An 18,933-nucleotide genomic window follows, 5' to 3' on the forward strand; every position below is an offset into this window, starting at 1 on the left:
AAAGGAGAAGGGGCATGAACCTTTTCACATCGCAGTTCCGCAATTCTCAATTGCTTGCCAGCAAGGCACACGCGCTTATTCCGGGCGGCTGTCACACCTATGCCAAGGGCGACGACCAGTATCCGGTTCTGGCGCCAGGTTTCATCCAGCGCGGTTCCGGCTCGCATGTCTTCGACGTCGATGGCCATGAATATATCGAATACGGTATGGGCAATCGTGCCGTCGGACTTGGCCACGCCTATCCGCCCGTTGTGCGTGCCGTGCGCGACGCCTTGCAGGACGGATGCAATTTCACGCGGCCGAGCGCCATCGAAGTCGAATGCGCGGAAAGCTTTCTGGAGCTGATCGACGGCGCGGAAATGGTGAAATTCTGCAAGGACGGATCCGATGCGACCTCTGGTGCGGTACGGGTCGCACGCGCCTATACGGGACGCGACATGGTTGCCTGCTGCGCCGATCACCCGTTCTTTTCCACCGATGACTGGTTCATCGGAACGACGAAGATGAATGCGGGCATTCCGGCATCGGTTTCGGCTCTGACGGCGACGTTCCGCTATAACGATATTGCGAGCGTGCAAGCCTTGTTCGAGGATTATCCGGGGCGCATCGCGGCCATCATCCTCGAACCGGCACGTGCTGATGAACCGCAGAATAATTTCTTGCAGGAAGCAAAGCGCATCGCCCATGAAAACGGCGCGTTGTTCATTCTGGACGAGATGATTACCGGCTTTCGATGGCACATGCGCGGGGCGCAGAAGCTTTATGATGTCGAGCCTGATCTTTCCTGCTTCGGCAAGGCGCTGGGTAACGGTTTTGCGGTTTCCGCACTGGCAGGCAAGGCGGAATATATGCAGCTTGGTGGTCTGACCCAGACTGACCATCCACGCGTATTCCTGCTTTCGACCACACACGGCGCGGAAACCCATGCCTTAGCTGCGGCGATTGCCACCATGACGATCTATCGCGACGAACCTGTGATCGAAAGGCTCCATGAGCAAGGCTCCAAGCTGGCAGAGAGTGTGAATGCGGCGATTGCCAGTCATGGGCTGCAAAACCATGTCCGGCTCTTCGGACGTCCATGTTGTCTCGCCTATGGAACGCTTGATGAGAAAGGCCAGCCGTCGCAGGCATTTCGTACATTGTTCCTGCAGGAAACGATCCGGCGCGGCGTGCTCATGCCGTCGCTGGTCGTGAGCTATACCCACAGCGATACCGATATTGCGCGCACGGTGGATGCGATCGACGGCGCGCTCGGCATTTATGTCCGGGCATTGAACGACGGCGTGAATTCCTATCTGACAGGCCGTCCTTCGCAGGTGGTCTATCGCCGCTTCAACGAAGCGCCGACCTACCCGCCAACGATGCGATGAAGCCCTTCGCAGCGGTCCTGATCGCCGCAACCCTGCTGTCGTCGGCAGCGAAGCCGACATATGCCGCCGATCTGTTTCCAATCACGGTTGGTCAGGAACGGCGCATATTCGAGGATGCAACGGGCAGGCCGCTTCTGTTGCAGGGTGATACTGCATGGTCGCTGATTGCGGAATTGAAGCGTGAAGATGTCGAAACCTATCTGCAAGATCGCAGGAAACGCGGCTTCAACGCCATTCTGGTCAGTCTGGTTGAACACTACTTCTCCAGTCACCCACCCGCCAATGCCTATGGCGAAAAGCCGTTCAAGAACGATGCCTTCGGTGAAGTCAATCCGAAATATTTCGATCACGCCGCCTGGGTGATCGGGAGGGCGGAAGAACTCGGCTTCGTCGTTTTTCTTGCGCCCGCCTACCTTGGGGTGAACGGCGGCAACCAGGGTTGGTTCTCCAAGGCGCAAGCTGCCGGTCCGGAGAAAATGCGCGTCTATGGCCAGACGATAGCTCAGCGATTTGCGGAATTTCAGAATGTTGTCTGGGTCTTGGGCGGGGATTTTGATGATCCTGATAGACGGCTGGTTTCCAATCTGGCTGAGGGAATCTCAAGTATTGTTCCCGGCGCTCTTCTGACGGTACATTCGGGTCGCAATAGCAATACGGCTGAACTCTGGGGCGACCGGCCCTGGTTGAGTTTCGATACGGTTTATACATATGACGATGTTCATGCAGCGGTTTTTCAACGGCGAAAAGCGGCTGAAATGCCTGTCATTTTGCTGGAAGCGGGCTATGAGTTCGAGCGGGGGACGACTGCGCGAATGATCCGCCGTAATGCCTATGGCGCGCTGTTGGCGGGTGCTGCCGGACAGTTCTTTGGTAACAACCCGATTTGGCATTTCACCGGGCCGGGGATATCCACCGCTGATCGAAGCTGGCAGGAAGCCCTCGACAGTGCCGGCGCGCGGTCAATGACGGTATTAAAGAAACTCTTCGACAAACTGCCATGGTCGCAGCTCCGACCTGATAGCGAAGGAGCCATTTCGGCAGGCGCGGAAAACTATGCCGCATCACTACCTGACGGCACCTTGTCGGTTATCTATGGCGATGCCGGTGGTTTTGCGGTGCAGAAAGCTGTTGTCAAACAAGGCTGGCAGGCTGTCTGGTACGACCCGGTTTCCGGCACGTTCGCGGATGCGGGCCAGCCAAAGCTTGAGGGACCGGTTGCGACCTACACGCCCAAGCAGGCGCAAAATGCCGGTGGCGGTACTGACCGGCTTCTGCTGATCGGCAGCGCGACACGCCTGAAGGACATCCAAAAGAGGTAGGCGATACGCCGTTTCACGCTTTTTTATAAACGGTTGTCCTAACCGGACATGCCTTCGGTCAAGTCGTCGCTCCTGCCCCCTCTGGCTAACATGCATTTATGGAAGCTTGAGGAGTCGGACATGAAAGTACTTGTTACAGGCAATCAGGGCTATATCGGGTCGGTCATGGTGCCGGTCCTCATGAATGCGGGACATGAAGTGTCCGGCTATGACATTGGCCTTTACGAACATTGTCTATTTGAAGAAGGCGGCGCCGTCATGAACGTGCCGACCATCCGAAAGGACGTGCGCGATGTGTCGCCACGCGATCTGGAGGGGTTTGATGCGGTTATTCATCTTGCCGCACTCTCCAATGATCCGCTGGGCAATCTCAACGAGGAACTGACCTACGACATCAATCATCGGGCGAGCGTCGCGATGGCGAAGGCCGCGAAGCGGGCCGGTGTCGGGCGTTTTCTGTTTGCTTCATCCTGCAGCAATTACGGTATCAGCGATGCCGATCTGATCGATGAGACCGGCGAACTGAAACCGGTGACGGCCTATGGCCGGTCCAAGGTGCGGGCGGAGCAGGAAATTCGGGAATTGGCGGATGCAGGCTTCTGTCCGGTCTATCTGCGTCCAGCAACGGCTTACGGTGTTTCACCCTTCCTGCGCTTCGATATCGTACTCAACAATCTCGTGGCATGGGCGGTGACGAAAGGGCTGATTTATCTCAAGTCCGACGGTACGCCCTGGCGACCCATCGTGCACATCCGCGATATTTCCCGTGCCTTCATGGCTGCCATGGAAGCGCCGCGCGAAAAAGTCTGGAACGAAGCCTTCAATGTCGGATCGACGGCGCACAATTACCGCATTCGGGACATTGCGGGCATTGTTGCCGACAATGTTCCCGATTGCCGCATCGAATATGCAGACGATGCTGGACCGGATACGCGCTCCTACCGCGTCAGCTTCGAGAAGCTGGCGCGGGTGCTGCCGGAGGCAAAGCCGGAATGGGATGCCGTTGCCGGCACGCGCGAACTGCTTGCCGCCTATAGCCGCTCGACGCTGACACTTGAGGAATTCGAAGGGCCGCGCTTCCAGCGTATCGCTCATATCCGCAGGTTGATAGCCGAAGGCGTGCTGGATGCCGATCTGCGGCGTGCCGACGAGGAACCGCAACCGCTTCGGGCAACGGCGTGATGGATACGGGGGCAGGCCGCAAAGGCGTTGAAACGGCCATTCCGCCGTCATCGAACGGGATGGCCATCTACGATCTTGCTGCCCGCCTTTATCCGGTCTGCCGCAGTCTCGCCGGTGATGGCGTGCGCGAAACGCTTGTCATCATCGGGGAACACCTGCCGCTCACCATTCATCGGGTTCCGACGGGTACGCCGCTTTATGACTGGAAAGCGCCCCAGGAGTGGATCATCCGCGAAGCCTATATTGCGGATATGAACGGCAATCGTGTCGTCGATTTTGCCCGGCACAATCTGCATGTGGTGAATTTCAGCGTGCCGGTGCGGGAACGAATGCCGCTCAGTGCGCTGAGGGAGCATATTCATACGCTGCCCGATCAGCCGGACCTCATTCCCTATCGCACCTGCTATCACGCGGAAGCGTGGGGCTTCTGCATGACGCATAACGAGTTTCAGTCGATGCAGGACGGTGATTATGACGTCGTGATCGATGCGGAGCGCCGCGACGGTTTTCTGACCTTCGGCGAGTTTATTCACGAGGGGGAAACCGACGAGACATTCATCCTGTCGGCACATCTCTGCCATCCGTCGCTGGCCAACGACAATTGCTCGGGGCTGGCGCTGCTGACCCGTCTTGGCGAAGTACTGCACTCGCGGCGCACACGCCTCACCTATCGCCTGCTTTTCGGCCCGGCGACTTTCGGCGCTCTCGCGTGGCTGCAACAGAACGAGGCGCATCTGGGGCTGGTCCGGTATGGGCTGGTCCTTTCCTGCGTCGGTGATGCGGGCGGGTCGAACTACAAGCGCAGCCGTCGCGGCGATGCGGAGATCGATCGTATCATGGGACACGTGCTCGCCGGGACCGCCAATGCGACGATGCACGATTTCTGGCCCTATGGCTATGATGAGCGCCAGTTTTGTTCACCGGGATTCAATCTGCCGGTCGGCATGTTCCAGCGCAGCCTTTATGGCACGTTTCCAGAGTATCACACATCGGCTGACAATCTCGATTTCGTCAAACCGGACTATCTCGAACAGTCTTTCAACATGGTCTTGCAGGCTATTGAAATTGCTGAACGAAACTGGCGTCCGCTGAATACCTCACCCAAGGGAGAGCCGCAGCTTGGGCGGCGCGGGCTCTATGGAAGCATGGGCGGCGACAGCCGTGCTGCGCAGAACGCCATGGCACTGCTATGGGTGCTTAATTTGGCGGATGGCGAGCATTCCATTCTCGATATGGCCGAGCGGGCGAAACTGCCGTTCGCAGCCCTTGCCGATGCCGCAGACCGGCTCCGCGATGCGGGATTGTTGGTACAGGGCTAAAGTAGCGGCCAGGCCAGATCCTTGTCGGAAATGGCGCTGGGCCTGTTCGGCCACGGTATGCCGAGTGATGGGTCGTCATAGCGCAAACCCGTTGCATAATCAGGCGCGTAGGGCTTCGAGATCATGTAGCGCACGAGCACATCAGGCGTCAGGGTCTGAAAGCCGTGCGCGCATCCTTCGGGGATATAGAGATGGACGCCGTTTTCTTCGGAAAGCTCCACGCCGGTCCAGCGCCGATAGCTTGGTGAATGCGGGCGAAGATCGACAAGAACGTCCCAGATCACGCCTTGCAGGCAGGTGACGAGCTTGGTCTCCGAATGCGGCTCGTTCTGGTAATGAAGGCCGCGCAAAGTTCCTTCCTCGCGCGAGAAAGACAGGCTGTGCTGCGGAAAATGCGTTTCCATCTGCCGCTCGGCGAAGGCCGCCTCGCAATAGACCCGCGCGAACCAGCCGCGCTCGTCATCAAGCCTTTCCGGCTCGATCGACCAGGCGCCATCGATATTGAGCGAAGTAAACCGCATGTTTTTGCCCCGATTGCCGTACATGCGCATTCTGACAGCAGGGCGCCCCGGCGAAAGAACCTTCTTCGATGCAGCCGAAGAGCCATCCGGATGAGGCCAACCTGTCCGAATGAGGTAGGTCTCTACGCCCCCGCCGCCATAGGGTGAAGATTGGGTATCTACTCCTCATAGTCCGTCCGGTGAATGTCGCGCCCGATCGTATGTACGGCTCGCCCCTGATGACAGTCTCGGCAATTTTTAGGCCACTTAGTAGTTTGGGTCATCCGACGCGGATCGGAATTCAACCCCATCAAGGACCGGCCATATAGGTTCAAAGGCGAGGAATGACATATGACCATCCAGACGCCGGATATTTCGCGGAGCACGAGCATGGCGCAAGAGCAGACCGGCTGTCGCCTGTGCGGTAAACTACTCAAACATACCTTCGTTGATCTTGGGATGTCACCGCCTTGCGAGAGTTTCATCACGGCGGATCGCCTCGACCGCATGGAGCCTTATTATCCGCTTTATGCGCTCGTCTGCGATCATTGTTATCTGGTGCAATTGAAGGAGTATTTCTCACCTGCCGAGATTTTCACTGAATATGCCTATTTCTCGTCCTTCGCCACGAGCTGGGTCAGCCACGCGAAGACCTATTGTGACGAGATCACCGAGAGGCTGGAGCTGAATGAAAACAGCTTCGTGGTCGAAATCGCCAGCAATGACGGTTATCTGCTGCAGCATTTTCTACCGAAGGGCATTCCGATTCTCGGCATCGAACCGGCCGCCAATGTGGCGGAGGCGGCAATTGCCAAGGGTGTGCCGACACGCGTGGATTTCTTTGGTTCGACGCTTGCAGCCGAACTGATCGGCGCGGGGCGAAAGGCCGACCTCCTGATCGGTAACAACGTTCTGGCGCAAGTCCCTGATCTCAATGACTTTGTGCGTGGCCTGCAACTGCTGTTGAAGCCGGAAGGCGTGATCACGCTCGAGTTTCCGCATCTCGCCAATCTGATCGAGCAGAACCAGTTCGACACGATCTATCACGAGCATTTCTCGTATTTCTCGTTGCTGACGATCCGGTACATGGCGCACCGCCATCACCTGAAGATCATCGATGTGGAGGAATTGCCAACCCATGGCGGGTCACTGCGTGTGTATCTTGCGCATAACAGCAGCAAGCGGAAGGCGGGGCCGCGTGTCGCTGCACTTCTGAAGCGCGAAGAGAGTTTCGGCCTCAACGAGATTTCGACCTACGAGCAGTTCGCCGAAAAGACCCGGCGGACCAAGCGCGATCTTCTGTCCTTCCTCATCGCGGCCAAGAATGCCGGCAAACGTATCTGCGGTTACGGCGCGCCGGGCAAGGGCAATACGCTTCTGAACTATTGCGGCATCGGCACAGATTTCCTGGACTTCACGGTCGACCGCAATCCCTACAAGCACGGGCGTTTCACGCCGGGTATGCACATTCCGATCTACGATGTGTCGGCAATCGACAAATACCGGCCCGATTACATCCTCATTCTGCCGTGGAACTTCAAGGACGAGATCATCCGGCAGATGCAGCATGTGGTCGAATGGGGCGCGAAGTTCATCATTCCCATCCCGCACGTCACGTTGATTGACCCGGCACTACTCACAGAGGAGCGGTAAATCATGAAAGTCGTTTTGTTCTGCGGCGGTCTTGGAACCAGAATCCGCGAATATTCGGAGAATATACCGAAACCGATGATCCCGCTCGGCCACCAGCCGATCCTGCATCACGTCATGGAATATTACAGCGATTATGGGCACAACGACTTTGTTCTGTGCCTTGGCTACAAGGCCAATGTCGTGAAGGATTTTTTCCTGACGATCCGCCCGCAGACCTTCGCGGACTGTGTGGTTTCGGATGGCGGGCGCAATGTGCAACTGCTTGAGGAAGTGGATCGCGACTGGAGCGTTACGCTGCTTGACACGGGGATCTGGCGCAATATTGGCGAGAGGCTCTGGAGTGCACGATCGCACGTGGCGAATGAGGATATTTTCCTCGCCAATTACAGCGACGGCCTCAGCGATGTCGATCTCGACGACATGACCGAACGTTTCCGAGCCAGCGGCAAGATTGCCTGCTTTCTCGCGGTCCGCCCGCCGCTGACCTATCACCTTGCCGACATTGCCGAAGGCGGTGATGTGCGCGCATTCCGGACGTCGAACACATCGGACATCTGGATCAATGGCGGCTATTTCCTCTTCCGCAAGGAAATCTTCGACTATATGCGCGAAGGCGAAGAACTGGTGCTGGAACCCTTCGGTCGCCTGATCGCCGAGAACCAGTTGATGGCCTATAAATATGAGGGATTCTGGCGGTCCATGGATACGCTGCGCGACTGGCAGACGCTTGAGGATATGGTCGAAAAAGGCGATATGCCCTGGAAGAGACATAAGGCCGAGGAGGCCGAACGCCGGGCCACCAATGTTGCGATAGCGCTATGATCGATCTGCGTTCGCTCGCAAATCACAGCCGTTCGCTTCAGGTGCTTTGTCTGGGCGCGCATTCCGACGATATCGAGATCGGTTGCGGCGGCACGCTTCTGAGCCTGATCGAGAGTGGTACGCCACTGCATGTCGAGTGGTGCGTCCTGTCTGGAAATGAGGAAAGGCGTGTGGAGGCGGAGGCTTCCGCGCGCGATTTTCTACGTGGGGTGGACAGTTTCAATATTCATCTTGCCTCTTTCGAGGATAGCTATTTTCCGGCACAGGGCCGCGAAATCAAGCAATGGCTGATCGAACAACGCGGGCGAGGGCTGCCGGACATGGTCTTTACTCATCGTCATGGCGATGCCCATCAGGACCATCGCACAATCAACGAACTGACATGGAACCTGTTTCGCGATCAGGTGATCCTTGAATATGAAATTCCGAAATGGGATGGCGATCTGGGTCAGCCGAACGCCTATTCAGCTCTGCCCGCTCTAATCATGGATCGCAAGATCGATCTGTTGATGAAACACTTCGGCACGCAACGCTCGAAGGACTGGTTCGACCCGGAAACCTTTCGCGGTCTTGCCCGATTACGCGGCATGGAATGCCGCGCGCCGGAGACTTACGCCGAGGCTTTCCATGCCCGCAAGCTGCGGCTTTTCTAATTTTTAATCGGTTCCGCATTGGTGTCGACACGGACGACGACCGACATGCCGGGCGCCAGACGTGCCGCATCCGGCTGATCCTCATCGATGGCGATGCGAACGGAAAGACGTTGCGTGATCTTGGTGAAGTTGCCGGTCGCATTGTCGGACTTGATGACGCTGAATTCGGAGCCCGCAGCCGGTGCGAAGGCTTCTATGCGGCCTGTTAGCTGTGCATGACGCAGCGCATCAACGGTGAAAGTGACCGGCTGGCCGACCTTCATGCCGTAGAGCTGTGTTTCCTTGAAATTCGCCATTACCCATTTGGTCTTCGGTACGACGGAAACGAGCTGCGTTCCTGCCGTCACATATTGGCCGAGCCGCACGCCCACTTCGCCGAGCGTACCGTCGCGTGGGGCAACGATGTGGGTGTTCTGCAGGTCGATCCGCGCCAGTTCGACGGCCGCCTCCGCATTGGCGATGTCGGCATTGAGGCTGTCCCGATTGACGATGATGGATTGCAGGTCCTGTTGGGCAACGGCTAGCGCGGCTTGGGCTTCGTCAACAGAAGCTTGTGCCTGAAGCAGGGTGCCGTGTGCTGTATCGGCAGAGCTTTGCGTCGTCACGCCGCGTGGCAGCAAGGCTTCGACGCGCTTCGCATTGGCCTCGGCCACTTCGAGCGCCGCCTTGGCGCCGGAAATCTGAGCCTGCCGCGACTGGATCGTCGCTTCAGCCGAGCGCTGGCTCTGTTCAGAATTGGCAAGCGCTGCCTTCTTGCTGTTGAGAGCGGCCAACGCCTGATCCAGCTTCTGCTGATAGCTGCGGTTGTCGATCTCGAACAGGAGGTCGCCCTGCTTCACCGTTTGATAGTCGATAACATTGACCTTGGTGACATAGCCAGCGACCTGCGGACTGATAACCGTCACCTGGCCACGGACATAGGCGTTATCGGTGGTCTCGACGCTGTGTTTGAAAGGTGGAAGCTGCCACGCCCACAGCACCATCAGAACGCCTGCAAGGCCGATGATGAGGGCAAGACCGCCGCGAATATACTGTTTTCCAACTGACATTTTCAAAGACTCGTCGATTTAACCAGCCATCGTCGCACTATGGCGGCGGGCGTACATGTTTTCATAGAGGCGATAGGCGATCAGGCAGGCGAGTGAGAGCACCGCAATGACGGAGATCGCGAGAAAAGCATCGTTATAGGACAGCACCGTCGCTTCCTTGGTTACCTGTTGCCCGAGAAGCGCCAGCCCTTCGGCCTTCGTCAGTCCCTGATCAGCCAGAACCTTCGCATAGGTGCCGGATAGTGCCTGAACGCGCTGGGCGACCACGGGATTGGACATGACCAGTTGTTCCACCAGATAGGCGGAATGGTACTTTTCGCGGATCGCGATGAATGTGCTGAACACGGCAGAGCCGATAAGACCGCCAATGTTCTGCGTGAACAGGAAGATGACGATGAAACTCGTCATATAGGTCGGCCCCTGTTTCAATGCCTTGGTGATGCCCGCCAACATGGCCGGGGGCAGGAACAGAGCGCCGCCGAAGGCGATCAGAGCCTGGCTGAGATAGGCGTCATGCGGACGGGTCAGGTTCGTTGCGTGGCTGTCCAGAAAGGCCCCGACCGCGATGAAGACCAGTGCCAGCCCGAAAATGATCGATACACGTTCCAGCTTCATCCACATGCCGCAGGCAATGCCGCCCGCCAGCGACGCGGCGAGGATGACGAGATAGAGGCCACGACTTTGACCATCCTGCAGACCGAATGCCTGAAAGAGGCCAACCGCGCCCGTCGTCTGTTCGGCAAGCACGATGCGGAAGACGAACAGGATCAGCGTGAAGCGCAGAATTTCCGGCGAGAACAACCAGTGCAGATTCATCAGCGGCTGTTCGCGATTGAGTTCGATTGCGGCGGCGCAGGCGAGGGCGGCGATTGAAATTGCAAGGCACACGCCGATCCACGGGGCTTCGAACCACCAGTAATTTTTTCCCTGAACCAGAATAACCGCAAGAAGGCCGAAACCGATGGCAATCAGTCCGTAAGCGACGAAATCCAGCCAGTGCAGCACTTTTGCGCGGGGCGCCTGCGTCATCGGCAGAATATAGACCACGGCGAAGGCTGCGAGCGACAGGCCGATCTCGACCATATAGAGCTGTTGCCATTGCCCAATGTCGAACAGCATCGGTGAGATGACGCGGGCGAGCGGGCCTGCTGCAGCCGAACAGGTCAGCGCGAGGCTGAGGCCCCATGTCATCTTCCTGGCGGGCGGGAAGGCTTCAAGCATATACAGGAAGCCGATGGTCGATACCGGAGCTGCGGCGGCACCCGCTATGAAGCGGATCGGGATCGCCGACCAGATGTCATAGACAAGCAGATGCAGCAGAGAGGAAATCAGGAAGACGGCGATCGCGATTTCCGCAAAGCGGCGTAGACCGAACTGCGTGCGGATCTTGACGAGAAGGATCGTCAGGCTGGCATAAGGGGCCATGTAGGCTGCGATCAGCCACGAGGTTTCCGTCAACGTTGCGCCAAGCGATCCCTGTATCTGCTGGGTATTGGCCGAGATGAAATACATGCTGAGACCGCGCGTCGACCACATGAGGACAGACGCGGCGATATAGATGGCCGACATGTAAACCGGCATATGCGGAACCGAAGGCGTTGCAGCCTGCGTCGGCGCAGCCTCTTGTCCCTGCCGATCTTTGCCTTCTTCCGACATGGTTCTAGCGGTCTTTGTCCGCGAGGGTCGCTTCTACTGTCTGGCTGACTTCCTGAAGCACCGATAGCGCCGTTTCCAGCGACTGTCTGTCTACGCGCTGCAGCAGTTCGGATCGCATGTGGCGGGTGATTTCCTGCAGCTCGCGCACTTGCGCCTGTGCTTCATCCGTCAGTTCAATGCGTTTCGCACGGCGGTCGCTTTCAACCGCGCTGCGATAGATCAATCCCTGCTTTTCAAGGCCATCCAGAAGACGCACCACCGAAGGATGCTCGATCTCCAGTGCATCTGCCAGCTCGCGCTGGTTCCAGTCACGCTGCTGGGTGAGAAGCACGAGTACACGGGCGCGTGCCAGCGTCAGCCCGCGCTCACGGACGCGGGAATCGAACAGGTTGCGCATTTTGCGCGCGGCTGTGGAAAGTTCCATCGTGAAGGCCGCTTCGAGATCGTGTTTTGACTGGGACATTGTATAGCTATCTATTATATGTGTAGCTATACATATAATGCTTAGGGCCTGCTAATCAATGGTCACGACGGTCGTCAGAAGCAGGAATTGAAAAATAATTACGGAGTGGGGAATAAATCGCGGCCTCCGATTGTCTTATCTCCATATCGCATGTCGCGATTGGAACCCCGTGAGGCAGATCATGAAAACGTTTGGTTTTATGTCCGTACTGGCAATCGCAACAGTGGCGGCGTCAGCCGTTCTGGCAGCGCCATCCGTCAAGACGATGGAAAGCTCGAAAGGGCAGGTTCTGGCGGGCACCAAGGATATGACGCTCTATACTTTCGACAAGGATAGCAAGGACGAATCCAACTGCTATGATACTTGCGCCAAGAACTGGCCGCCCTTCATGGCGATGAAAGGCGCGAAAGCTTCTGGCGCATATACGCTGGTCAAGCGCAAGGATGGCAGCGAGCAATGGGCAAAAGACGGAATGCCGCTCTATTACTGGGCGAAGGACAAGAAGCCCGGCGATGTGACCGGAGATGGCGTTAATGGAGTCTGGCACGCCGCAAAGCCATGAGGCTGATGTGAGCCATCCCGCTCCTGAAAGTTTCGAGGGCCAGCTTCTGGCCCTCCTGCCGGTCATGCGGCGTTACTCGCGCAGCCTTGCAAAGTCCGACGCCGAAGGCGAGGACCTCCTGCAGGACTGTGTGGCGAAGGCATTGGCACGGCGTGGCCAGTGGCGTGGGCTCAATCTGCGTGGGTGGATACTCACGATGATGACCAACCTTTATCGCAATGGCTATAAAAGTCGGGCTCGTAGCCGGCATGAAACGCTCGACGCTGCTGAAAATGTCAGTGTCGCGGCGACGGAAACCGATCCGTTTCAACTGCAACAGCTAGAAGCGGCGATCAATACGCTGCCGGAAGATAACCGCGCAGTACTGATGCTCATCGTCGTCGAAGGCTACAGCTATGGCGAAGCGGCAGACATGCTGGGCATACCTGTGGGGACGGTCATGTCGAGACTGTCGCGGGCAAGACACCGCCTCGCCGAATATATGAGCGGTTCGAATATCGTAACGCTTCGGAGAAACCGATGACTGAACACAATTCTCCACTAACCGAAGCGGAACTGCACGCCTATGTCGATGGGCAGTTGTCCGAAGAAGAGCATGCGCGCATCGTCGGGCTTCTTGAGAGCGATCCCGAACAGGCGGCGCTGGCCGAAGAATGGCGCAGGCAGAATGAGGGTATCAGGCAACTCTTTTCCGGTTACGCGCAGGCAAAGAGCGACGATCCTGGAATGATCTGGTCAGCGGAAGGATACCGAACGAAAAGGTATCGGGGAGCCGTTGCAGCAGCGGTTCTCGCGGCCTTGGTGATTGGCGGGGCGGGTGGCTTTGCAGGTTCGCGCCTGCTTGCGGAAGCCGAGCCGCAAATGGCGATTGCGCAAACCCTGCCACAGCAGGCTCAGGCAGCTTATCTCATCTATGCCAGCGAAGTACGGCATCCGGTCGAGGTCTTCTCCAACGAGGAGGCCCATCTGGCGACATGGCTTGGCAAGCGGCTTGATATACCCGATCTCCGCGTTCCCGATCTCCGCTCGCTTGGCTTCCAGCTCGTCGGCGGTCGCCTGTTGCCAGTTGACGGCAAGGCGGGTGCTTTCTTCATGTATGAGGACGAATCAGGAAAGCGACTTTCGGTGATCGTGGGGCGCAATCCGGATAATCGTGACACGAGCTTCCGGTTTGCCTCAAGCGACGGTGTCGAAACCTTCTACTGGATCGACAACGATCTTGGTTATGCAGTGAGCGGTGAGATATCGCGCGAGCGGCTGCGGCAGGTGGCGGAAGAATGCTATCGCCAATTTCCGAGCTGAGCCGACTTATCGATAGTCGCTGAAAGCGCGGACTGTCGCATCCCTAGGGCTCCCGCTGGCAATCAGTGCGGCAAGCAGGATGCGAGCCTGACCGGGACGAAGCGTATGCGCGTGAACGGCTCCGGCCTCGCCAAGATCATGTCCACCGCCGCCGCCGCCATAACCAGGCGTCAGCAGGCCTTCCGGTACGCGGCTTGAAACGACAACAGGAATATTGCGGCGTGAGCATTCGCGGACAGCTTCGACAACGCACGGCGTGGTGTTGCCCGAACCGAGCGCTGCGAGGACAATGCCGCTGGCACCGGCTGCAATGCTCGCTTTGATATGAACTGCGTCGCAACCCGGATAAATGGCAATCGTGTCGATGCGGTGATCGCCGACCGGCGTCGGGAGTGCCGGGCTTTGGGTCTGGATTGGCCGTGCGGAACGGAACGCATCAGCACTGTCGCTGCTGAACTTATAGGCACCCCAGGCAGGAACAATCCGTCCGCCGAAGGCAATAAGGACGCCTTTGTCGGCATTGGTCGGATCGCAGGCAAGCCGAATGGCGGTAGCGAGGTTTTCCGGTCCGTCCGCTTGTGGGTGGTCGGCGGTAAATTGCGCGCCGGTGAAAAGCACCGGCTTGCCGATGCGGTGTTGCAGATGCACCAGCAACGCCGTTTCTTCCATCGCATCTGTTCCGTGCAGGACGACGATGCCGTCCACTTCGCCATCCTTCAGGCCGGAGCCAACCGCATCGCTGATGCGCTGCATGTCGCAGAGGGTGAGGCTCGCGGAATCCTTCGCCATCAGGTCGAGTGGACGAAGCTCCGCTTCAAGACCCGGTACAAATTCCAGCAGTTCCTCACCGGTCAGGACCGGTGTGCTTGCTCCGTCTTCCCCACGCTTGCTGGCGATGGTGCCGCCAGTGGCGATCAGCACTATGGAAGGCTTTGCAAGCGACATATTTCCGAATCCTCTCACTTACCAGAAATGCTGGCGTCTACAGCACGTTCGGCAGCAAGTCGATGGATGCGTTCGCGCATCAGATACCAGCCGAGGATGAGGGCAGGGCCGATAATCGCCAGTGAAGCAATCGTCCAGGTGCCAACCGGATAGTCGAGTGCCATCAGAACAAGCACGCCAAGCAGGAATGCGAGTGTGAGGATACCGGTATAGGGTGCACCGAACATGCGGAAATCTGGACGCACGATTTCGCCGCGACGTGCAAGATGCCACAGTTTCAACTGGCAAAGGACGATGACGCCCCATGCCGTGATGATGCCGAGTGCGGAGAGATTGAGCGCAATTTCGAACGCTGCCGCTGGCACGACGGCATTGAGGATGACGCCAATAACGGTGACGACGGCGGTCACCGCGATGCCCATATAGGGAACGCCGTTCTTGTTCATCTTGGCCAGAGATGCAGGGGCAGAACCGGATACAGCCATGGAATGCAGGATGCGCCCGGTGGAATAAAGCCCGGCATTCAGCGAAGACAGAACGGCTGTCAGAACAACGAGGTTCATGATGATATCCGCCCCCTCGACGCCGATTTTGCCGAAGAAGGTTACAAAGGGGCTCTCGCCTGCGGAATAGGCCGTGTAGGGGAGAAGCAGAGAGAGCAGCAGGACCGAACCCACATAAAAGACAAGCAAGCGGAAGACCACCGTGCGGATTGCGCGGGGCATGACCTTGTGCGGATCTTCGGTCTCTCCAGCCGTAGTGCCCAGCAACTCGATGGATGCATAGGCGAAAACCACACCCTGTATGATGATGAAGGCAGGCAATATGCCGTTCGGAAACAAGCCACCACTATCTGTAATGATGCTGAATCCCGCCGGGTGACCGTCAATCGGCGTGCCTGAAACGACAAAGTAAATGCCGACGACCAGAAACGTGACGAGCGCGATGACCTTGACGAGGCTGAACCAGAATTCCAGTTCGCCGAACACTTTCACCGACATGAGGTTCATCGCCAGCACGATGACAAGCGCGGTCAGGGCAAACACCCATTGGTCGATGCCCTGCAGCCACGGCACATAGTGCTTGAAGAAATTCATATAGAGCGCAACTGCTGTCACGTCGGCTACCGACGTCATGGCCCAGTTGAGCCAGTACATCCAGCCTGCCGCGAAAGCCAGCTTTTCGCCGTAGAACTCGCGGGCATAGGAGACGAAGGAGCCGGAGCTGGGGCGATGCATGATCAGCTCGCCCAAGGCGCGCAGAACCAGAAACGCAAAGAAGCCGCACAAGGCATAGACAAAAACCAGAGCCGGACCCGCCAAAGCCAGACGTCCGCCAGCGCCGAGGAATAGCCCGGTTCCGATCGCCCCACCGATTGCGATCATCTGGATCTGCCTCGGTTTCAGCGCTTTGTGATAGCCGCGATCTTCTTCAATGAACACTTCGCGTTCGGCCGGGGTGGCCTTCATGGTTTCGATCGGCATTACTCCTCCCTGAGAGCGCGGTTTCTACAAACAACCATTCGGCGTGAAAGGCCAATTAGGGCGCGCCGCTGGCCATTCAATGAGGGTATGGAATTCATCCCTACTTGATGGGTATTCTGTAAGGCTGTATGACAGATTTCGGAGGCGGTTTTAACGCATATCGAAGAACGTGCGTCAAGTATTCGGCTTCAAATGAGAAGCTTGGCATGTGTTTCAGGGATATGGTTGCAGGAAAAAAATCAGCAGTAAGAAAGCGTTACCGGCTTGTGCTTATCTGATATGAAAATGCCGCGCCAAGTCGAAATGGCATGTATAGCCTGCCCGAATCCTGCTGGGGAGGCACAGGAAGCAGCAGCCTGGTGTCAGACCTCATCCTTGCCGATGATCGTCGCCACGGCTGTCTTGACCTTGCTCAGATGTGCTTCCATTGCCGCGCGGGCTTCGGCTTCCGACCCCGTCTGAATGGCTTCGACGATGCGGCGATGTTCGACATTCGACGCTTCGCGACGACCGGACATCAGATTGACGAGTTCAGATTGCTGGATCAGTGCCTCGCGGGCATCAGCCACGATCTTGGTAAAGACCGTATTTCCAGAGGCCTCGGCAATGGCGCAGTGAAATTCTGAATCGAGCAGTTCCCATTTCTCGGGATCCATCTGCCGGTCCATCTTGTCGCAAAGTTCGATCATATGGGCGAGTTGCCCGTTGCTGCGACGAAGGGCAGCCCAGCCTGCTGCCGGTACTTCGATGAAGGGACGCGCCTCGATGAGATCGCGCGCCGAGTAGCCGCCATAACTCAATTCGCTCGCAGGGGAAACATTCAGGACATACGTGCCGCTGCCTGTACGGGTCTGGGTGAGCCCCAGCGTCTGTAGCGACCGCAGCGCCTCGCGCACGACCGGACGGCTGACGCCGAACCTGCCAGCGAGTTGAGCTTCCGACGGCAGCCGGGTGCCAACTGCAAGGCGACCGGATGTGATGGCCGAGCGAATATCGTCGAATACGACTTCCGCCGCATTCTTTCGTGTGATCGGATGTGTGTCCGATAGCCAATCGGCCAATTCGCTCATGTCCGAACCTCCGTCAATTGCCTCGCCCCTGTCAAGCAGCTAAAGCACATCCCGAAAATTGCGAAGCGGTTTTCGGACAAGATGCGCATCAAAACAGAGGGTTAGAGCGCTGATCTGATTTAATCTGATCAAGACGCGCTCTAGGCAATTTTCAGGGGGATATCAATCCCCAAACCGGCTCTTGGCGGGTGAATTGATAGATGCAAAACGCTCTCCGGTCCGGCTCGACAGCCGGGCTGCTCCCAATGATGCTGCGAAAGCAATGGCGAGCATGACGAAGGTGAATTCGGCAACCGCTGACCATCCATCAGCAACCCAGAAATAGCCGCCCGCCGCACCGGCAACGCTGGAACCCAGATAGTAGGCGAGCAGATAGAGCGACGATGCATGTCCCTTGCTGTGGAGCGCCAGTCGTCCGACCAGAGCGCTGGCGACCGAATGGCTGACGAAGAAGCCGACAGTCACGAGGATGATACCCAGGACGATGACAGGCAGTGGCGCAAACAGGGTCAGAAGACAGCCCGCAGCCTGTATGGCAAGGCCGATGGGAAGGACGGTGAAATAGCCGAGCCTGTCGCCCATCCTTCCAGCGAGCCAGGAAGCGGCGATGCCGAACAGGTAAACCGTGAAAATGGCTCCGAGTGCCGTTTGGCTGAGGCTATAAGGCGCCGCTATGAGGCGGAAACCGATATAGTTATAGATGGTGACGAACGAACCCATCACGAGAAAGCCAATGGCAAAGAGCAGTGGCAGGGCCGGATTGCGGATGTGGCCGATCCATGCGCCGAGGTGAAACCGTGCATTGAATCCGGGGCGCGGGACGAAATTCTGCGAGGCGGGCAGCAGAAAAAGGAAACCGATGGATGCCGCCAGCCCAAGCAGGCCCATGCCGGCGAGGCCGACGCGCCAGGAGAAATATTCTGCGAGTGTTCCGGCAATGACACGACCTGCCATGCCCCCGAAGGCGTTGCCTGCAATGTAAAGCCCCATCGATGCGCCAAGGCCGCGCGGGTCGATTTCTTCCGCCAGATAGGTCATGGCGACTGCCGGAACTCCGCCCAGCAACAAACCTTGCAAGGCGCGAATGGCGAGTAGCATATGCCAGTCAGGCACCAATGCGCTGGCTATTGTGCACAGTGCAGAGCCGAGAAGCGAAACGAACATCAATGTCCGGCGTCCAAAACGCTCCGATACGGCGGCGGCGCAGAAGATTGCAAAGGCAAGAAAACCAGTTGAAACGGAGAGCGACAGGGAACTGGCCGCAGGCGTTATGTTAAAATCATGGGCAAAAAGCGGCATCAGCGGCTGGACGCAGTAAAGCAGCGAGAAGGTCGCGAAGCCGGACAGGAACAGTGCAATGCTCGCATTGCGAAATGCTGATGTGCCCTTGACGAGATAGTGTTGTTGTTCGGGTGCCGTGGGAGCTGAAACGAGCTTGAGCTGGCTTTCCGGTGTTCTGACGCTGTCGAGACTGCGTTCCGCGAGGCGTGACATGACTTTGCCTTTTCAAATCCTCCCGCTTTTTGATCTAGTCAAAGGCGCTCCATTTGTCCAATATATGGAAGTGACGATTGCAATAGCTTT

The 18,933-nt window shown here is 57.6% G+C and carries 18 protein-coding genes; 10 read left to right on the forward strand and 8 right to left on the reverse strand.

Annotated features, from left to right (window positions below):
- Positions 1–14 precede the first annotated feature (14 nt).
- The 4 genes from FIB18_RS13065 (at position 15) to FIB18_RS13080 (ending at position 5,190) form a co-directional block, all read left to right on the forward strand.
- Positions 15–1,370, forward strand: a complete 1,356-nt coding sequence (locus FIB18_RS13065) for a glutamate-1-semialdehyde 2,1-aminomutase (protein WP_140021130.1) — start codon at positions 15–17, stop codon at positions 1,368–1,370.
- Positions 1,367–2,689, forward strand: a complete 1,323-nt coding sequence (locus FIB18_RS13070; RefSeq protein ID WP_140021131.1) for an apiosidase-like domain-containing protein — start codon at positions 1,367–1,369, stop codon at positions 2,687–2,689. The genes FIB18_RS13065 and FIB18_RS13070 overlap by 4 nt, the downstream gene beginning before the upstream one ends.
- Before the next feature lie 120 nt (positions 2,690–2,809).
- Complete coding sequence (locus FIB18_RS13075; RefSeq protein ID WP_140021132.1) at positions 2,810–3,871, forward strand: NAD-dependent epimerase/dehydratase family protein; 1,062 nt, start codon at positions 2,810–2,812, stop codon at positions 3,869–3,871.
- Positions 3,871–5,190: a DUF4910 domain-containing protein gene (locus tag FIB18_RS13080; protein ID WP_140021242.1), complete on the forward strand. Its 1,320-nt coding sequence runs from the start codon at positions 3,871–3,873 to the stop codon at positions 5,188–5,190. The genes FIB18_RS13075 and FIB18_RS13080 overlap by 1 nt, the downstream gene beginning before the upstream one ends.
- Here the strand turns inward: FIB18_RS13080 and rfbC are convergent.
- Positions 5,187–5,711 carry a dTDP-4-dehydrorhamnose 3,5-epimerase gene (gene rfbC / locus FIB18_RS13085; RefSeq protein ID WP_140021133.1) on the reverse strand — a complete coding sequence of 175 codons (525 nt, stop codon included), beginning with the start codon at positions 5,709–5,711 and terminating at the stop codon, positions 5,187–5,189. The genes FIB18_RS13080 and rfbC overlap by 4 nt on opposite strands.
- Positions 5,712–6,041: 330 nt before the next feature.
- Between rfbC and FIB18_RS13090 the strand changes: the two genes are divergently transcribed.
- From FIB18_RS13090 to FIB18_RS13100, 3 genes are read left to right on the forward strand one after another with little or no spacing between them, the layout of a single operon-like run.
- Positions 6,042–7,343 (forward strand): class I SAM-dependent methyltransferase, encoded by a 1,302-nt coding sequence (locus tag FIB18_RS13090; protein ID WP_140021134.1) that lies wholly within the window; start codon positions 6,042–6,044, stop codon positions 7,341–7,343.
- A gap of 3 nt (positions 7,344–7,346) precedes the next feature.
- The gene (locus FIB18_RS13095; protein ID WP_140021135.1) at positions 7,347–8,165 is read left to right on the forward strand and encodes a sugar phosphate nucleotidyltransferase; all 819 of its coding nucleotides are present in this window, start codon (positions 7,347–7,349) and stop codon (positions 8,163–8,165) included.
- Positions 8,162–8,818 (forward strand): PIG-L deacetylase family protein, encoded by a 657-nt coding sequence (locus FIB18_RS13100; protein ID WP_140021136.1) that lies wholly within the window; start codon positions 8,162–8,164, stop codon positions 8,816–8,818. The genes FIB18_RS13095 and FIB18_RS13100 overlap by 4 nt, the downstream gene beginning before the upstream one ends.
- Here the strand turns inward: FIB18_RS13100 and FIB18_RS13105 are convergent.
- Genes FIB18_RS13105 through FIB18_RS13115 form a run of 3 tightly spaced genes read right to left on the reverse strand, consistent with a single transcriptional unit; the run spans position 8,815 to position 11,986 of the window.
- A complete protein-coding gene (locus tag FIB18_RS13105) occupies positions 8,815–9,867 on the reverse strand; it encodes an HlyD family secretion protein (RefSeq protein WP_140021137.1) in 1,053 nt (350 codons plus the stop codon). The genes FIB18_RS13100 and FIB18_RS13105 overlap by 4 nt on opposite strands.
- Before the next feature lie 18 nt (positions 9,868–9,885).
- Positions 9,886–11,523 carry an MFS transporter gene (locus tag FIB18_RS13110; protein ID WP_140021138.1) on the reverse strand — a complete coding sequence of 546 codons (1,638 nt, stop codon included), beginning with the start codon at positions 11,521–11,523 and terminating at the stop codon, positions 9,886–9,888.
- A gap of 4 nt (positions 11,524–11,527) precedes the next feature.
- Entirely contained in the window at positions 11,528–11,986 is a 459-nt protein-coding gene (locus FIB18_RS13115; protein ID WP_140021139.1) for a MarR family winged helix-turn-helix transcriptional regulator, read from the reverse strand.
- Between the two features lie 181 nt (positions 11,987–12,167).
- On the opposite strand from FIB18_RS13115, the gene FIB18_RS13120 reads away from it, so the two are divergent.
- From FIB18_RS13120 to FIB18_RS13130, 3 genes are read left to right on the forward strand one after another with little or no spacing between them, the layout of a single operon-like run.
- Positions 12,168–12,548 (forward strand): COG4315 family predicted lipoprotein, encoded by a 381-nt coding sequence (locus FIB18_RS13120; protein ID WP_140021140.1) that lies wholly within the window; start codon positions 12,168–12,170, stop codon positions 12,546–12,548.
- A complete protein-coding gene (locus FIB18_RS13125) occupies positions 12,520–13,071 on the forward strand; it encodes an RNA polymerase sigma factor (protein ID WP_140021141.1) in 552 nt (183 codons plus the stop codon). Before FIB18_RS13120 ends, FIB18_RS13125 begins: the two co-directional genes overlap by 29 nt.
- Complete coding sequence (locus tag FIB18_RS13130) at positions 13,068–13,850, forward strand: anti-sigma factor family protein (RefSeq protein WP_140021142.1); 783 nt, start codon at positions 13,068–13,070, stop codon at positions 13,848–13,850. Before FIB18_RS13125 ends, FIB18_RS13130 begins: the two co-directional genes overlap by 4 nt.
- 6 nt (positions 13,851–13,856) lie before the next feature.
- Here FIB18_RS13130 and FIB18_RS13135 read toward each other — a convergent pair whose 3' ends face one another.
- The 4 genes from FIB18_RS13135 to FIB18_RS13150 all read right to left on the reverse strand — a co-directional run bounded on the left by FIB18_RS13135 (position 13,857) and on the right by FIB18_RS13150 (position 18,843).
- On the reverse strand, positions 13,857–14,795 hold the full coding sequence (locus FIB18_RS13135; protein ID WP_140021143.1) for an asparaginase: 939 nt from the start codon (positions 14,793–14,795) through the stop codon (positions 13,857–13,859).
- A 14-nt stretch (positions 14,796–14,809) separates the two neighbouring features.
- The gene (locus FIB18_RS13140) at positions 14,810–16,279 is read right to left on the reverse strand and encodes an amino acid permease (protein ID WP_140021144.1); all 1,470 of its coding nucleotides are present in this window, start codon (positions 16,277–16,279) and stop codon (positions 14,810–14,812) included.
- Positions 16,280–16,641: 362 nt separating this feature from the next.
- Entirely contained in the window at positions 16,642–17,349 is a 708-nt protein-coding gene (locus FIB18_RS13145; protein WP_140021145.1) for a FadR/GntR family transcriptional regulator, read from the reverse strand.
- Between the two features lie 162 nt (positions 17,350–17,511).
- Positions 17,512–18,843, reverse strand: a complete 1,332-nt coding sequence (locus tag FIB18_RS13150) for an MFS transporter (protein ID WP_140021146.1) — start codon at positions 18,841–18,843, stop codon at positions 17,512–17,514.
- Positions 18,844–18,933: the final 90 nt, after the last annotated feature.

Origin of the sequence: Brucella pecoris (assembly GCF_006376675.1) — a bacterium.
Taxonomy (GTDB): domain Bacteria; phylum Pseudomonadota; class Alphaproteobacteria; order Rhizobiales; family Rhizobiaceae; genus Brucella; species Brucella pecoris.

What these genes read in the sequence shown, in the direction of transcription:
- FIB18_RS13150 (WP_140021146.1), bottom strand. Translation starts at nt 18,843, where the DNA reads ATGTCACGCCTCGCGGAACGCAGTCTCGACAGCGTCAGAACACCGGAA.
- rfbC (WP_140021133.1), bottom strand. Translation starts at nt 5,711, where the DNA reads ATGCGGTTTACTTCGCTCAATATCGATGGCGCCTGGTCGATCGAGCCG.
- FIB18_RS13065 (WP_140021130.1), top strand. Translation starts at nt 15, where the DNA reads ATGAACCTTTTCACATCGCAGTTCCGCAATTCTCAATTGCTTGCCAGC.
- FIB18_RS13125 (WP_140021141.1), top strand. Translation starts at nt 12,520, where the DNA reads ATGGAGTCTGGCACGCCGCAAAGCCATGAGGCTGATGTGAGCCATCCC.
- FIB18_RS13080 (WP_140021242.1), top strand. Translation starts at nt 3,871, where the DNA reads ATGGATACGGGGGCAGGCCGCAAAGGCGTTGAAACGGCCATTCCGCCG.
- FIB18_RS13100 (WP_140021136.1), top strand. Translation starts at nt 8,162, where the DNA reads ATGATCGATCTGCGTTCGCTCGCAAATCACAGCCGTTCGCTTCAGGTG.
- FIB18_RS13120 (WP_140021140.1), top strand. Translation starts at nt 12,168, where the DNA reads ATGAAAACGTTTGGTTTTATGTCCGTACTGGCAATCGCAACAGTGGCG.
- FIB18_RS13135 (WP_140021143.1), bottom strand. Translation starts at nt 14,795, where the DNA reads ATGTCGCTTGCAAAGCCTTCCATAGTGCTGATCGCCACTGGCGGCACC.
- FIB18_RS13095 (WP_140021135.1), top strand. Translation starts at nt 7,347, where the DNA reads ATGAAAGTCGTTTTGTTCTGCGGCGGTCTTGGAACCAGAATCCGCGAA.
- FIB18_RS13075 (WP_140021132.1), top strand. Translation starts at nt 2,810, where the DNA reads ATGAAAGTACTTGTTACAGGCAATCAGGGCTATATCGGGTCGGTCATG.
- FIB18_RS13105 (WP_140021137.1), bottom strand. Translation starts at nt 9,867, where the DNA reads ATGTCAGTTGGAAAACAGTATATTCGCGGCGGTCTTGCCCTCATCATC.
- FIB18_RS13140 (WP_140021144.1), bottom strand. Translation starts at nt 16,279, where the DNA reads ATGCCGATCGAAACCATGAAGGCCACCCCGGCCGAACGCGAAGTGTTC.
- FIB18_RS13130 (WP_140021142.1), top strand. Translation starts at nt 13,068, where the DNA reads ATGACTGAACACAATTCTCCACTAACCGAAGCGGAACTGCACGCCTAT.
- FIB18_RS13110 (WP_140021138.1), bottom strand. Translation starts at nt 11,523, where the DNA reads ATGTCGGAAGAAGGCAAAGATCGGCAGGGACAAGAGGCTGCGCCGACG.
- FIB18_RS13070 (WP_140021131.1), top strand. Translation starts at nt 1,367, where the DNA reads ATGAAGCCCTTCGCAGCGGTCCTGATCGCCGCAACCCTGCTGTCGTCG.
- FIB18_RS13145 (WP_140021145.1), bottom strand. Translation starts at nt 17,349, where the DNA reads ATGAGCGAATTGGCCGATTGGCTATCGGACACACATCCGATCACACGA.
- FIB18_RS13115 (WP_140021139.1), bottom strand. Translation starts at nt 11,986, where the DNA reads ATGTCCCAGTCAAAACACGATCTCGAAGCGGCCTTCACGATGGAACTT.
- FIB18_RS13090 (WP_140021134.1), top strand. Translation starts at nt 6,042, where the DNA reads ATGACCATCCAGACGCCGGATATTTCGCGGAGCACGAGCATGGCGCAA.